The following is a 12544-nucleotide window of genomic DNA, read 5'->3' as shown; positions in this document are numbered from 1 at the left end:
AATGCAGGAGAATTGACATGTTCCGATGGCCGCTGGCATGTACAGCTTTCGCAGCACTGCTGAATTGTGTGGGTTGCTCGGTGCAGGGAATCGACGCCGAACCAGGAGCTGGGTCTGAAACTGTCGCACTTGCCGAGCACAGCAACCCGGATTCGTTGGAGAGTCAGCACCGCATATCTGCTGATGGGTCCATTCTGCGACCATCGTCAGGTCCAGGTCTGGAATCGGAGGCGCTGGTGGACTTGCCCTACCTTCCAACCGAGTCAGCATTGGTCGAGAAGGACGGCATTTCGGCCAACCTGGCTGACGAAATTGTTGAGTCACAGGGTGCCTTCTCCGAGGCGCTTATTAAGATGGCCGGAGACGAAATTAAGAGCATGGAGGCTCAGGACCTGGCCAAGCACTACCGCGGTGCGATTGAGCGTGCTGTAGGAAAGAACGGTGCGGTGGAGAATCTCTCGTGCGGCCTCAGCGTTTGCGTAGGATCTGTACGTGCGGCATCCATAGCGGACCACGACGCTTGGCTGAGCCGCCTGCAAGAGGATCCTGGCGCCGACACCTTTGGCTTCATCGAAGCGATCGAGCGTACTGGTGATCAGTTCCAGAGCCGGTTCGTGTTCTCTACGGATCCCGCACTCAAGGCGATCGTGGTGCACTGACCTTGACTCCCGCGGCACCATCATCCGCGACGCGCTGACACACGGGCGTACCAGTTGACTGAGGTAGCCTCGTCCGTCAAATCTGCGTCTGAGTTGGTTGCGACAAGCTGGATCCTGTTCCAGAGGGCAGAGAAGCCGTACGCGGATGGGGGATATCTGTGGGCTGGTTCACACGGAAACACCATTCGAAATGCTGCAACGGGCTGCACACGTCAATCAGTAGGCTGTGCCTACTGAAATCGAAAATTTAACAGAAGCAATCGCTTTGTGTTCCGCAGCCGACGTCTGCATGGTGGGTGCCGGAGCTCAAAAACTCCGCATAACCGAGAATAGTGGATGCCCCATGTCGGGAGGGTGGTTAATACAAGACCCTTCACGGGGGAATACGCCCGCCGTCTGGTTATGCACGGTTTTTGACCTCCCGACGCCCTCGCCTTAACCGGCGAGGGCCATTCCCCGTAGGAGGCACATCATGAAGAACGACCCGGCCCAGCCGACTGAAGACCAACGCGTCCCGCGCGAGCGGTGGATGCAGTACGGCCAGATCAACAACGTACGTGCCGTGCCGCAGATCTCCGAGCGGGACCGCGACCACTTTGGCCCCGTCCCCTTTGTCATGCTGCGCGGCACCTGGCTGCGCAGGTTCGGCTTTGAAGTGGGTGTCCATATCAGGATCGAAGTAGTCCATGGCCAGATCACCGTCAGACCGCTGTGGAACGACGACCAGTTAAAGGGCCAGTCCGCGGCGGCAGACAAGCCCATTACGTGGCGCGCGCAAGTAAAGGACCGCTGAGGACCGAGGCTGGGCGGGCCCCAACGCAGCGCCATGTAGTGGCACCGCATCCGCCCATGTGCTTCCATTGCCAGGCACACATATCCGCGAGGAGTCCGCCATGCCCCTGGCCCGCATTGACCTCCGCAAAGGCAAGACCGCCGCCTACCGGCAGCAGGTTGGCCAGGTGGTGTACGACGCCATGCTCAGCATCGGGGTGCCCAAGGATGATCGCTTCCAGATCATCCAGGAGCACGAATCGGATGGCCTCATCTACGACCCCGGCTACCTGGGCATTGCGCGCACCGATGACTTCATCTGCATCCAGGTCACCTGGAACGAGGGCCGCACCCTGGAGCAGAAGAAAGCCTTCTACAGCGCCGTCGCCCATGGCCTTCACGAAGCAGTTGGCGTCCGCCTTGAGGATGTCTTCATCAACCTGGTGGAGGTGAAGCGTGAGAACTGGTCGTTCGGGAATGGACTGGCGCAGTACGCGATGTGAGCCCCCCGGGAAGAGTGTGAGTGCGTACGTGGCCGGGTCTCTTACGATTGGCCTCACTCGATTCGGCGAATACTCGCCGTCTTCTTTCCGGTTGAACGCTGACGCAAGGCTGTCCGATAGATCGTTATCGCCATCAATGCCCCGAAAGCCGCAACCCCAAAGCCGATGACATCTTCCGCTCCAAAGCTCTCGCCGTGAACCAGTTTCGCCGCGACCATACGAGAATAATTCAGCGGCATGATGGACATGACTACGACTGCTGCCCAGCAGATGTACTTCATGATTCCGCTCCTACTTGAATCTTCATCATGTGCGCCAGATGGTTGGATTGCCAACATTGTTGCTCAACGAGATCTTAGGTAGGGTTCGGCCAGACCGAAAGAGGATCACCCATGCTGAAGGAAGTCGGCGGCGTCCCCATCCAACCCAGGCACCGCGCCACGTGCCACTGCGGCGCCGTGGAGCTGGAGCTTGATCTTCCCAACGGCATCGAGAGCCCACGCCGGTGTGACTGCTCGATCTGCCGGCGCAAAGGCGCGGTAGTGGCTTCGGTGCCTCTCTCAGGGCTTCGCGTGGTGAAGGGTGCAGAGCACCTCAAGCGCTACGAGTTCAACACCCACACGGCCAAGCACTACTTCTGCGGCATCTGTGGCATTTATACCCATCACCAACGCCGCTCGAACCCTCATCAGTACGGGTTCAACGTCGGGTGCCTGGAGGGCATCAATCCTTTCGCCATACCCAACGTTCCCGTGGAGGATGGAGTTCACCATCCGGCCGACAGTACAAGCTGACGGGTGGTGGGGCAGGCCGGCCCGCAACCTGCCTCCGTGATAATGTGATGGGTTGCACCCACCCGCCTGCCAACCCATGCCCACCACGCCCAAACCCCGCGTTGCCACCCAGGCCGGAACCGGCTTCCGCACGCTTTGGCCGCTGCTGGCGGTCATGCTGTTCTTCCTCGGCAGCGGGTTTCTGGCCGGCAAGAACATCCGCACCATCCGCGAGGGCAACGCCCTGGTCATCCGCTCCCAGGAGACGATGACTGCCTTGGGCGATGTGCTTTCTGCGGTGCAGGACGCCGAAACCGGCCAGCGCGGCTATCTGCTGACGGGCGATGACAGCTACCTGGAGCCGTATCGCACGGCCCTGGGTGTGGCCAGCACCCGGCTGGCGACAGTGGAGAAGTCCCTGGCCGATGACCCGGCCCAGGTGGACCGGCTGAAGCTGCTGGCACGGCGGGTCCAGGACAAGCTGGACGAACTGCATGAAACCATCGAGGTGCGACGCACCCAAGGGCTGGAGCCCACCTTGGCAGTGGTCGGCTCCAACCGTGGCAAGGCGGCAATGGATGACATCCGGGCGCGCCTGGCCGCCATGGGCGCCATCGAGCTGGACAAGCGCGCCAAGCGTCTGGAAGAAATGGAATCGGCCTACAACACGGCGCTGAGCTCCGGCACGGCCAGTGCGGTACTGGGCATCGTGCTGACGATCTTCATCGCCATCCTGCTGCGCCGCCACACCCGCGCCCGCGAGCGCGATGCGTGGCTGCAGCGGGGCCGACTGGAGCTCACCACGGCCACCGGCGGCGACCTGGACAGCGGTTCGCTGGCGCGGGCCAGCCTGGGCTTCCTGGCCGGCTTCACCGGCGCACAGGCCGGCATGCTGTTCGTGCCGGAGGACAACGGCTTCCGGCAGATCGGTGCGGTGGGCACCGCCTTCGCCCCGGATGGCACCGACCAGCGGCGCGACAGCGGCGGCCTGCTCGGCCGCGCAGTGGACGAGAAGCGCGTGCTGGTGGTGTCGGACGTACCACCGGGCTACTTCACGGTCGGCTCCGGACTGGGGCAGGCGCAGCCGCGCCACCTCGTCATCGCTCCCAGCATCCACGAAGGTGAGGTGAGCGGGGTGATCGAGCTGGGCTTCTTCAGCGCGGTGCCGGCCGAGGTGGTGGAACTGCTCCAGCTGGCCTCCGGCGACATGGCGGTGGCGCTGAGGTCGGCGGCGTACCGGGCCAGGCTCTCCGAGCTGCTGGCGCAGACCCAGCGGCAGACCGAAGCGCTGCAGGTGCAGAGCGAGGAACTGCGCGTCTCCAACGAGGAACTGGAGGAGCAGAGCCGGGCACTGCGTGGCTCGCAGCACGAGCTGGAAGAGCAGCAGGCCGAGCTGGAGCAGACCAACAACCAGCTTTTCGACCAGTCGCAGCAGCTTGAAGAGGAGCGCGACAAGCTGGCGCGTGCCAACGCGGCCATCGTTGCCGAATCGCACAAGGTGCAGCGCGCGAGCCAGTACAAGTCCGAGTTCCTGGCCAACATGTCGCACGAGCTGCGCACGCCGCTCAACTCGGCGCTCATCCTTTCCAAGCTGCTGGGCGACAACCGCGACGGCAACCTGAGCGCGGAGCAGGTGAAGTTCGCGCGGACCATCCATTCTTCCGGTACCGACCTGCTCAACCTCATCAACGAGATTCTGGACCTGTCCAAGATCGAGGCAGGGCACATCGAGGTACACGCCGAGCGCTTTGGCGTTGAGAAGCTGCTGACCGATGTCTCCGCGCTGCTGGGCCCGGTAGCCAGCGAGAAGGGCCTTACGCTGGACGTCTCGATGACCGCCGACTGCCCGGTGGTGATCGAATCCGATCGCCAACGCGTCGAGCAGATACTCAAGAACCTGCTTTCGAACGCACTGAAGTTCACCGAGGTAGGCGGCGTGACAGTGTCGGTGTCGTCGGCCGGCAACGGCAAGGTGGCGTTCGCGGTGACCGACAGCGGCATCGGCATTGCGCCCGAGCAGCAGGCGCGCATTTTCGATGCCTTCCAGCAAGCCGATGGTTCGATCAGCCGCCGCTATGGCGGCACCGGCCTGGGGCTGTCCATTTCCCAGGAGCTTGCACGCCTGCTGGGCGGCGACATCACCGTGGAAAGCGAGCCCGGCAAGGGCAGTTGTTTCCGGCTGGTGGTGGAAGCGCGGCTGGCCAACGGGGGCCATGTCGCAGCTCCCGCAGCAATCCCGGCGGCAGCATCCGTGCCCGCCCGCGCCGCATCCGCGCCCGCTGAGCCGGCCCTGGCACAGCGCCCGCGCCCGGCATCGCCTTCCGCACGCCAGGCAGGCGTCGCCGGTGCGGCGGCGGGCAGCGGTGACCGCGGCCTGATCCTGATCATCGAGGATGACATTGCCTTCGGCGAGATCGTCAGCGACCTGGCACGCGAGATGGGCTTCCGTGCCCGGGTCGCGCAGACTGCGGGCGAGGCGCTGGCCGCCGCACGCGCCGAGCTTCCGCACGCCATCGTGCTGGACGTTGGCCTGCCTGATCAGTCGGGCCTGTCGGTGCTGGACATCCTCAAGCACGACATCCGTACGCGGCACATTCCGATCCACGTGGTTTCGGCGACGGACCATTCGCGCAAGGCCCTGGCACTGGGCGCGGTGGGGTATCTGGGCAAGCCGGCCACCCGCGATGAGCTGGCCGGTGTGCTGCTCTCGCTGGAGCGCCGGCTGTCGCTGCGTCCGCGCCTGGTGCTGGTGGTGGAAGATGACGATGTGCAGCTGGACGCGGTGCGCCAGCTGCTGGCGCTGGCCGACGTGGAAACCATCGGCGCGCGCACGGCCTCGGAGTGCCTGCAGGCACTGGCCCAGAACACATTCGACTGCATGGTGCTGGACCTGAGCCTGCCCGATGCCTCCGGCTTCGAGCTGCTGGAGCTGCTCAGCGAGCAGAGCCCGCATGCGCTGCCGCCGATCATCGTCTACACCGGCCGGGTGTTGTCGCCCGCCGAAGAGGTGCGGCTGGGAAGGTACTCGAGTTCGATCATCATCAAGGGCGCGCGCTCACCCGAGCGCCTGCTCGATGAAGTGACGCTGTTCCTGCACAAGGTAGTGAGCGATCTGCCGGAATCGCAGCAGGGCATGATCCGCACGGCGCAGCACCGCGACACGGCACTGGAAGGCCGCCGCGTGCTGGTCGTCGAGGATGACGTGCGCAACATCTACGCGCTGATGAATGTGCTGGAGCCGCACGGCTGCAAGGTCACGATCGCGCGCAACGGCCAGGAAGCCATCGATGCGCTGACCACCGCAGTAGAAGGGCCGTCGCCCATTGAACTGGTGCTGATGGACATCATGATGCCGGTAAAGGATGGCCTGACCGCCACCCGTGAAATCCGCCAGGACGGCCGCTTCGGCAAGCTGCCGATCATCGCCCTCACCGCGAAGGCGATGCCGGATGACCAGCAGCAGTGCATCCAGGCCGGTGCAAACGATTACGTGGCCAAGCCACTGGACGTGGACAAGCTGGTGTCGCTGATCCGGGTGTGGCTGATGGCGTGAGCCCGCTGCACTTCCAACCGAAGCCGCGCCTGCTCCCGCTGCACCCATAGCTCGGCGCCGGCTTTGCCGTTGGCAAAGGCGGTGCATCGGCGATGCCGCCGGGCTTCGGGCTCGCGATGCGCATCAAGCATGGCCACCCATTCCTTGCCACGCTCGGGTTGATAGATGTGGACCACCCACGTGTCGCCATGGGCGATCACCGTTTCGTCGTAAGCGGTGGCGGCGGGTTTTATCCATCGGAAGTCGGGCGGGAGCATGGGCGAGAGCATTACCGTTCCGCCTCTCAAACACTGCGACGTGATCGCGGCACTTCACCCGGACTACTTCCTCACCGTGCATTGCACCCGAAGGAAGCCTGTCGCAGTCAGAGCTTGCCAGCTGCCTTGTAACACCTGACACCCTGTTCGATCAGCTTCTGTAGCTCCTGCAGCAGGGCGGGATCCAGGACGTCAAAATTGAAACAGGATTTCCCCTGCATGTGCTTCTTCAGAGCAGGGCTGAGGCCCGCCAGCAGCTCGGGAAAGTCGTAGACCGGCATGAAGTGGAGGGCATGCCTATTGGCAGAGACTTTCACCGCTCCGAAGAACTGCGGCTTGCCCTTGCTGTCAGCGACGTTGCAGTTGGCGTAGAAGTGGGTGTCGGTATCGTGCACGACCGCCAGCGCATCCTTGTGGGCCAGCAGTAGATCGCGCAATGCGATGAACAACGCCGAGGGCATCGCCGATTCCGAATTTTGCGCCTGGGAGATGGGTCTGCCTGGAGTCTTCATGGGTAGCTCCGGAAGTTCTCGCCACCATACCGCCGGCGCGGGCACAACGGGTAGTGGCTACCTGGCCCCACCGTTTGAGGGTGACCGGGGACGGCGCTATGCTGGCCCAGCTATCACGATGGGAGCTGCGGGTGCGAAGTGGATTGATTCGGTGTGTCGTTCTGGCGCTCGCGTGCATCTCGGGTATCGCCGATGCGGCCGAACCGGATCGGCGCATCGCGCTGACCATCGACGATCTCCCGTGGCAGCGGCTGGGCGAACGTGCCGAGCCGGATCTCGCCGCCCAACACGCCAGGTTGCTTGGCGCCCTGAAGCAGGCCAACGTCCCGGTGGTGGGCTTCGTCAACGAAGCCAAGCTTGAGGTCGGCGGCCAGGTGCAGCCCACGCGCGTGCAGATGCTGCGCGACTGGCGTGATGCCGGGTTCGAGCTGGGCAACCACACCTTCGGGCATGTCGACCTGCATGCGATCCCGCTGGACGCCTACGAGCAGGACATCCTTCACGGTGAAGCCACCCTGCGCCCGCTGCTGGCCGAAACCGGGCAGGTGCCGCGCTGGTTCCGCCACCCGTACCTGCATGCAGGGCAGTCGCCTGAGGTGCGCGCTGAACTTGGCGCGTTCCTGAAACAGCACGGCTATGAGATCGCCCCGGTCACGATCGATAACAGCGAATGGATCTGGGCCTTTGCGTACGACCACGTGCGCGATACCGAGACCGATCCCGCCAAACGGGACGCGCTGATGCAGCAGCTGCGCCGTGGCTACGTGCCGTACATGCTCAACAAGCTCGACTACTACGAACAGAAGTCGCAGGAACTACTCGGCCGGCTGCCGGCACAGATCTGGCTGATGCATGCCAACGCGCTCAATGCCGATACTCTGGGCGAGCTGGTGGCCGCCACCCGTCGGCGCGGCTACCGCTTCATCTCGCTGGAAGTAGCGTTGCAGGATCCTGCCTACCAGCGCGCCGACGGTTACAACGGCGGCAGTGGCATGAGCTGGATCCAGCGCTGGGCGATGGCCGAGAAGGTGCCGAAGGCGTTCTACGCGGGCGAACCCGCGGTGCCTGGCTGGGTGATGACGCTAGCCGGGCGCGGTGGGGAGTAGTTGAGCCCGACAGATCGATCAGTTTTCCTGATAATCGCTTTCATCGTACGTGCCCGCAACCGTGCAGGTCAGCTGCGGTGCTCCGCCGTCGCTCAGCATGAGCTCACCCATCGTGGTCGTGCGCCCACCCGCTGTGCTGAGTTTTGCAGCCTTTCGCACCGCCGCCGCGTTGGTACCGAGCGTCGCGGTGTAGCTCTCGCCCAGTTCGCCGTCCGGGTCGATGAAGATGGACACTTCCTGTACCGGCAGACCGAACACCGTGAAAGGCACAGGTGGCTTGATGGCCTCAATGCCGCCGGATTCGTCACGGGGCAGGGCTTTCCAGGCGGCGGCGGTCGTATCAGGCTTGGCGCGGCATTCAACAGCTGCTTGGATCGCGGGTGCTACGGCCTGCCATTGCGTAGCGTTGATCGCCTGCGCTGCCGGGGCGAACAAGGCGCCAACAAGCACCGTGATGAGGAACTTGGTGGTTGCGCAGAGCTGATGCAGCTTCCCTTGGGTATTGGTCATGACGCATTCCGTTTGCGATGTGGGGTTCTGCTTCCGGCGCAAGTTTACTGCGCAACGCATCAGGCCGCACAATGGCGGCCTGATGGTCTACAGGGTTGCGATGCTCAGAAGAAGATCGCGTAGAGGATCAACAGCGGGATCGGTACGCCGAGTGCCCAGAGCAGCAGGGTCTTCATGGGAAGTCTCCTTGTTCGATTGGGAAGTTACAGGTCGCGGCGACGGCCGCCCCACGTGGCGCTGAGGCTGGCGAAGAAGGCACCGATCAGCAGCGTGATGAACAGCCACAGCGCCGCGTACGCCGTGGCCTTGCGCGCATCGTCCGTGACTTCCTTGGCCTTGTTCTTCGCGTCTTCCAGCGCAGCACGCATGCGGGTCTGGGTCTCGGTGACACGCGCTTCTGCTTCCGCCTGGCTCATGCCGGTCTCGCGGGAGATCACCTGGGCCAGGTACTGCTTGTCTGCCGGGTTCAGGCCTTCGGACTGCAGGCTGGTGACGATGATGCGGTTCACCTCGGCACGTACTTCACGGCGGTCGCCGCTTGGGCGCGGGCCCTGCGGCGGCAGCGGGCGCGGCGGCGCACCGTTGGCAGGGCCAACGCCCGGAACCATCGCCGACGGATCGACCGGCGCGGCAGGATCGGCCGGCGCCTGGCCGGGCATGGGTGCCGGCATGCTTCCACTGCGGAACAGCGAATCGACCCAGTAGTTCAGATCGCCTTGGTCCGAACCTGCGACAGCGGTGCCGGCGCCTGCGGCGGCCACACCGGCGGTGGATGCTGCAGCACCTGCAGTTGCGCCGACCGCTTTGACGCCGGTGCCGAGCACGCCGCCAATGGCCGACGTCAGCAGGCCCGCGGTGAGCAGGGTGGCGACGGCCCAGGACACGAAGCCGTGGGCGGTATCGCGGAAGTAGGTTTCATCGCCGTGCAGGCGGGTCCACTTGGTGCGCAGGCGGCCGGCCAGGTAGCCGCCGAGGCCGGAGGCGGCCAGCGCGGTAAAGGTCAGCCAGGCGATGCTGCCCCAGCCGAAAGTTTCCTTGGAGACGCCATCAAACGCCCACGGCGATACCGAGGACAGGCCGAGGCCAACGCCGAGGATCAGCAGGACCAGCGACAGCGCGGCGGCGGCGATGGCACCAGCAAGGATCGCGCCCCAGGACACCGCGCTTTCGGGTGCAGGTTCGATGACGGATGTTTCACTCACAACGGCGATGTCGGGCCCGAGGGCGCCTCGATCGGGGTAATCAACTCGGGTGTTCATGGATATCGCGCTCTTTTGGAATGCTGCAGCTGCAGCTGGCCATCAGAGGCTGCGCGAACGGTGGTGAAATCGGCGAGACATGAAGTTTCACGCGTTGTATGCGTGGCTGCTTTGCGCGTCAGCGGTGACGGCTTCTGCGTGCGTTTCTCCGTTTTCAGTTCATGCGCTACTGCATCAACCCACGTTATCGGCGGTCGTTTGGGAAGCGACCCTACCCGCCGTTGCTGCCTCGGGCTAGAACAGGGAGCCCTGCGGGGAGTCTTCGCGCGGCGGCAGCGGCCGCACGAACTTCGTGCAGTCGAGCTTTGGCCAATGGCTGTTCTGCGCATCGAAGCCAAGGCGCTTGCGAGCGAGCTTGAAGCGGCTGGAAAGCAAATCGGCGTAGACACCTTCGCCGCGCATGCGGGTGCCGAATTCGCTGTTGTAGTCCTTGCCGCCACGCAGCTGGTTGATGGTGCTCATCACGTGCGCGGCGCGGTCTGGGTGATGCGTATCGAGCCAGTCGCGGAACAGCGGGGCCACTTCCAACGGGAGGCGCAGCAGCACGTAACCGGCGGTGCTGGCGCCGGCGTCGCGCGATGCTTCGAGCACCGCTTCCAGTTCCGCATCGTTGATCCAGGGAATCACCGGGGCCACCATCACGCCCACCGGAATGCCGGCGTCGTGCAGGCGACGCATGGCACGCAGCCGCGCATGCGGGGCTGATGCGCGCGGCTCAAGGCGCGCCGACAGATGCGGGTCCAGCGAGGTCACCGAGAAGTGCACGCTGACCAGGTTCTTCTCCGCCAGCGGCGCAAGCAGATCGATATCGCGCTCCACCAATGCGTTCTTGGTAATGAGCGAGAACGGGTGCTGGGTGTCCAGCATCACTTCGATCAGCTGGCGGGTGAGCTTGAGCTTGCGTTCGATCGGCTGGTAGGCGTCGGTGTTGATGCCCAGGGCAATCGGTTGCGGGGTGTAGGCGGGCCGCGAGAGTTCCTTGCGCAGCAGCTGCGGGGCGTTGGTCTTGGCGAACAGCTTGGTTTCGAAGTCCAGGCCCGGCGACAGATTGAGGAAGGCGTGCGAGGGGCGCGCGAAGCAGTACGAGCAGCCGTGCTCGCAGCCTCGGTAGGGATTCACTGATTGGCTGAAACCCACGTCGGGCGATCTGTTGCGGCTGATGATGCTGCGCGCGGTTTCGGCGCGCACTTCGGTGCGCAGGCGCGGGGGGGCGAATTCTTCGCTGGTTTCCGGTTCCCAGCCGTCGTCCATGGCTTCGCTGACCGTGACTTCGAAACGGCCGGCGAGATGCGTGGTGGAACCACGGCCTTTGATTGCGATACCCATCTTCAGAGGCTACCGGCGAGACGTCTCAGGGGTTGAGACGTTGTGTGGAGCGCGGGGGTGGGTGGAGCGGTGCGCATGGATTAGTAGTATTACTAACCACAGGACCGGAGGGAAGCGGAATCCGCAGCGCTGTTGGGTTTGGGCTGAATCGTTGGGGTTTGTTCCCCAGGGTTATCCACAGGGGATTCTTCAGCGCAGTTGGATGCCAGCGAAGAGCATCCGGGCAGGGCCCGGATCTACGTTTGCGTGGAATCCGTCAAATGAGGGCGAGGTAGCCCTTTACCGTTGCGTCCAGCCCGACGTACAGGGCTTCGCTGATCAGGGCGTGGCCGATCGAGACTTCGAGGACGTTCGGGACCGTTTGCAGGAAATCGCGTAGATTTTCCTGGGAAAGATCGTGGCCGGCGTTGACCCCTAGGCCGGCGGCCTGCGCGCGGCGGGCGGCGTCGGCGAACAAGGCCAGCATCACGGTGGCGTCGCCTGCAGCGTGCGCTTCGGCATAGGGGCCGGTGTAGAGCTCGATGCGGTCGGCGCCGATCGCGGCCGCCTGGGCCAGGTCAGGGTTGCCGGCGTCCACGAACAGGCTCACCCGGCAGCCGTAGCTTTTCAGCTCCGCGATCAGCGGGCGCAGCCGTTCGGCGTCGCGGCTGAAATCGAACCCGTGGTCGGAGGTGAGCTGGCCATCACTGTCGGGCACCAGGGTGGCCTGGGCCGGGCGGGTCTGCGCGCACAGCGGCAGCAGCCCCGGGTAACCCGGGCGCGGCGGGGCGAACGGGTTGCCTTCGATGTTGAACTCCACGCCGCGTGCGGTGGTCAGCGCGGAAAGAGCGAGCACGTCCTCGGCGTGGATGTGCCGGCGGTCGGGGCGCGGGTGTACGGTGACGCCGTGGGCACCGGCGTCCAAACAGGCGGTGGCCGCCTGCAGTACATCAGGGTCCTGGCCGCCGCGCGAATTGCGCAGGACGGCGATCTTGTTCACGTTGACGCTGAGGTGGGTCATAGGCTCGGGGGAAGGTCATTCGGGTCGCGGTCGGCCTCGCGCCGGGCCTGGGCCTGCTCACGCAGCCGGCGCAGCTCGGCGGGGTCGATCGCGTTGTAGATGTCGTGCTGGCTGCCGGCATCGCGTTGTCCATCGCCAAAGGCGGCGACGTAGCGCCCGCGTATCCACGCCAGCAGGAACAGCAGGGCACCGGCGAGCCACAGCATCATCAGCCCGGTGGACGGCGTCTTCATGGCAAAGGCAAAACAGCCCAGCGACAGCAGCAGGAACAGCCAATACATTGTCATTCTCCCCGTTGGCCTGCGCAGTGTAGCG

The 12544-nt window shown here is 64.4% G+C and carries 14 protein-coding genes; 6 read left to right on the top strand and 8 right to left on the bottom strand.

What is annotated here, in order from left to right:
* The first annotated feature begins 17 nt into the window (after window positions 1-17).
* The 3 genes from ACGFZ3_RS15620 to ACGFZ3_RS15610 all read left to right on the top strand — a co-directional run bounded on the left by ACGFZ3_RS15620 (window position 18) and on the right by ACGFZ3_RS15610 (window position 1933).
* Window positions 18-659 (top strand): hypothetical protein, encoded by a 642-nt coding sequence (locus ACGFZ3_RS15620; protein ID WP_392923100.1) that lies wholly within the window; start codon window positions 18-20, stop codon window positions 657-659.
* Between the two features lie 472 nt (window positions 660-1131).
* Window positions 1132-1452 carry a SymE family type I addiction module toxin gene (locus tag ACGFZ3_RS15615; RefSeq protein ID WP_392923097.1) on the top strand — a complete coding sequence of 107 codons (321 nt, stop codon included), beginning with the start codon at window positions 1132-1134 and terminating at the stop codon, window positions 1450-1452.
* Between the two features lie 100 nt (window positions 1453-1552).
* On the top strand, window positions 1553-1933 hold the full coding sequence (locus tag ACGFZ3_RS15610; RefSeq protein ID WP_392923094.1) for a tautomerase family protein: 381 nt from the start codon (window positions 1553-1555) through the stop codon (window positions 1931-1933).
* Between the two features lie 53 nt (window positions 1934-1986).
* On the opposite strand, the gene ACGFZ3_RS15605 is transcribed toward ACGFZ3_RS15610, so the two are convergent.
* The gene (locus ACGFZ3_RS15605) at window positions 1987-2214 is read right to left on the bottom strand and encodes a hypothetical protein (RefSeq protein ID WP_392923090.1); all 228 of its coding nucleotides are present in this window, start codon (window positions 2212-2214) and stop codon (window positions 1987-1989) included.
* A gap of 111 nt (window positions 2215-2325) precedes the next feature.
* On the opposite strand from ACGFZ3_RS15605, the gene ACGFZ3_RS15600 reads away from it, so the two are divergent.
* Both ACGFZ3_RS15600 and ACGFZ3_RS15595 read left to right on the top strand, forming a co-directional pair.
* Window positions 2326-2727 carry a GFA family protein gene (locus ACGFZ3_RS15600; protein ID WP_392923087.1) on the top strand — a complete coding sequence of 134 codons (402 nt, stop codon included), beginning with the start codon at window positions 2326-2328 and terminating at the stop codon, window positions 2725-2727.
* Between the two features lie 76 nt (window positions 2728-2803).
* Window positions 2804-6259: a response regulator gene (locus tag ACGFZ3_RS15595; RefSeq protein ID WP_392923084.1), complete on the top strand. Its 3456-nt coding sequence runs from the start codon at window positions 2804-2806 to the stop codon at window positions 6257-6259.
* Here the strand turns inward: ACGFZ3_RS15595 and ACGFZ3_RS15590 are convergent.
* Together ACGFZ3_RS15590 and ACGFZ3_RS15585 are read right to left on the bottom strand one after the other, a co-directional pair.
* Window positions 6193-6516 carry a hypothetical protein gene (locus ACGFZ3_RS15590; protein WP_392923082.1) on the bottom strand — a complete coding sequence of 108 codons (324 nt, stop codon included), beginning with the start codon at window positions 6514-6516 and terminating at the stop codon, window positions 6193-6195. The genes ACGFZ3_RS15595 and ACGFZ3_RS15590 overlap by 67 nt on opposite strands.
* Before the next feature lie 107 nt (window positions 6517-6623).
* On the bottom strand, window positions 6624-7028 hold the full coding sequence (locus ACGFZ3_RS15585) for a hypothetical protein (protein WP_392923080.1): 405 nt from the start codon (window positions 7026-7028) through the stop codon (window positions 6624-6626).
* Window positions 7029-7126: 98 nt separating this feature from the next.
* Here ACGFZ3_RS15585 and ACGFZ3_RS15580 point away from each other — a divergent pair, with 98 nt between their 5' ends.
* Complete coding sequence (locus ACGFZ3_RS15580) at window positions 7127-8134, top strand: polysaccharide deacetylase family protein (protein WP_392923077.1); 1008 nt, start codon at window positions 7127-7129, stop codon at window positions 8132-8134.
* Between the two features lie 18 nt (window positions 8135-8152).
* Here the strand turns inward: ACGFZ3_RS15580 and ACGFZ3_RS15575 are convergent, their stop codons facing one another.
* The 5 genes from ACGFZ3_RS15575 to ACGFZ3_RS15555 form a co-directional block, all read right to left on the bottom strand.
* A complete protein-coding gene (locus ACGFZ3_RS15575; protein WP_392923074.1) occupies window positions 8153-8644 on the bottom strand; it encodes a hypothetical protein in 492 nt (163 codons plus the stop codon).
* A 203-nt stretch (window positions 8645-8847) separates the two neighbouring features.
* On the bottom strand, window positions 8848-9903 hold the full coding sequence (locus tag ACGFZ3_RS15570; protein ID WP_392923072.1) for a hypothetical protein: 1056 nt from the start codon (window positions 9901-9903) through the stop codon (window positions 8848-8850).
* Window positions 9904-10137: 234 nt separating this feature from the next.
* Window positions 10138-11229: a PA0069 family radical SAM protein gene (locus ACGFZ3_RS15565; protein ID WP_392923069.1), complete on the bottom strand. Its 1092-nt coding sequence runs from the start codon at window positions 11227-11229 to the stop codon at window positions 10138-10140.
* A 256-nt stretch (window positions 11230-11485) separates the two neighbouring features.
* Window positions 11486-12229, bottom strand: coding sequence for a pyridoxine 5'-phosphate synthase (locus ACGFZ3_RS15560; RefSeq protein ID WP_392923065.1), 744 nt, complete (start codon window positions 12227-12229; stop codon window positions 11486-11488).
* A complete protein-coding gene (locus tag ACGFZ3_RS15555) occupies window positions 12226-12510 on the bottom strand; it encodes a hypothetical protein (protein WP_392923586.1) in 285 nt (94 codons plus the stop codon). The genes ACGFZ3_RS15560 and ACGFZ3_RS15555 overlap by 4 nt, the downstream gene beginning before the upstream one ends.
* Window positions 12511-12544 lie beyond the last annotated feature (34 nt).

Origin of the sequence: Stenotrophomonas sp. NPDC047960 (assembly GCF_043204395.1) — a bacterium.
GTDB lineage: Bacteria > Pseudomonadota > Gammaproteobacteria > Xanthomonadales > Xanthomonadaceae > Stenotrophomonas.
This window is presented reverse-complemented; position numbering and strand designations above follow the sequence as displayed.

Excerpts from the sequence above, each read along its gene's own strand:
- ACGFZ3_RS15620 (WP_392923100.1), top strand. The coding sequence starts at position 18 with ATGTTCCGATGGCCGCTGGCATGTACAGCTTTCGCAGCACTGCTGAAT.
- ACGFZ3_RS15615 (WP_392923097.1), top strand. The coding sequence starts at position 1,132 with ATGAAGAACGACCCGGCCCAGCCGACTGAAGACCAACGCGTCCCGCGC.
- ACGFZ3_RS15610 (WP_392923094.1), top strand. The coding sequence starts at position 1,553 with ATGCCCCTGGCCCGCATTGACCTCCGCAAAGGCAAGACCGCCGCCTAC.
- ACGFZ3_RS15605 (WP_392923090.1), bottom strand. The coding sequence starts at position 2,214 with ATGAAGTACATCTGCTGGGCAGCAGTCGTAGTCATGTCCATCATGCCG.
- ACGFZ3_RS15600 (WP_392923087.1), top strand. The coding sequence starts at position 2,326 with ATGCTGAAGGAAGTCGGCGGCGTCCCCATCCAACCCAGGCACCGCGCC.
- ACGFZ3_RS15595 (WP_392923084.1), top strand. The coding sequence starts at position 2,804 with ATGCCCACCACGCCCAAACCCCGCGTTGCCACCCAGGCCGGAACCGGC.
- ACGFZ3_RS15590 (WP_392923082.1), bottom strand. The coding sequence starts at position 6,516 with ATGCTCCCGCCCGACTTCCGATGGATAAAACCCGCCGCCACCGCTTAC.
- ACGFZ3_RS15585 (WP_392923080.1), bottom strand. The coding sequence starts at position 7,028 with ATGAAGACTCCAGGCAGACCCATCTCCCAGGCGCAAAATTCGGAATCG.
- ACGFZ3_RS15580 (WP_392923077.1), top strand. The coding sequence starts at position 7,127 with ATGCTGGCCCAGCTATCACGATGGGAGCTGCGGGTGCGAAGTGGATTG.
- ACGFZ3_RS15575 (WP_392923074.1), bottom strand. The coding sequence starts at position 8,644 with ATGACCAATACCCAAGGGAAGCTGCATCAGCTCTGCGCAACCACCAAG.
- ACGFZ3_RS15570 (WP_392923072.1), bottom strand. The coding sequence starts at position 9,903 with ATGAACACCCGAGTTGATTACCCCGATCGAGGCGCCCTCGGGCCCGAC.
- ACGFZ3_RS15565 (WP_392923069.1), bottom strand. The coding sequence starts at position 11,229 with ATGGGTATCGCAATCAAAGGCCGTGGTTCCACCACGCATCTCGCCGGC.
- ACGFZ3_RS15560 (WP_392923065.1), bottom strand. The coding sequence starts at position 12,229 with ATGACCCACCTCAGCGTCAACGTGAACAAGATCGCCGTCCTGCGCAAT.
- ACGFZ3_RS15555 (WP_392923586.1), bottom strand. The coding sequence starts at position 12,510 with ATGTATTGGCTGTTCCTGCTGCTGTCGCTGGGCTGTTTTGCCTTTGCC.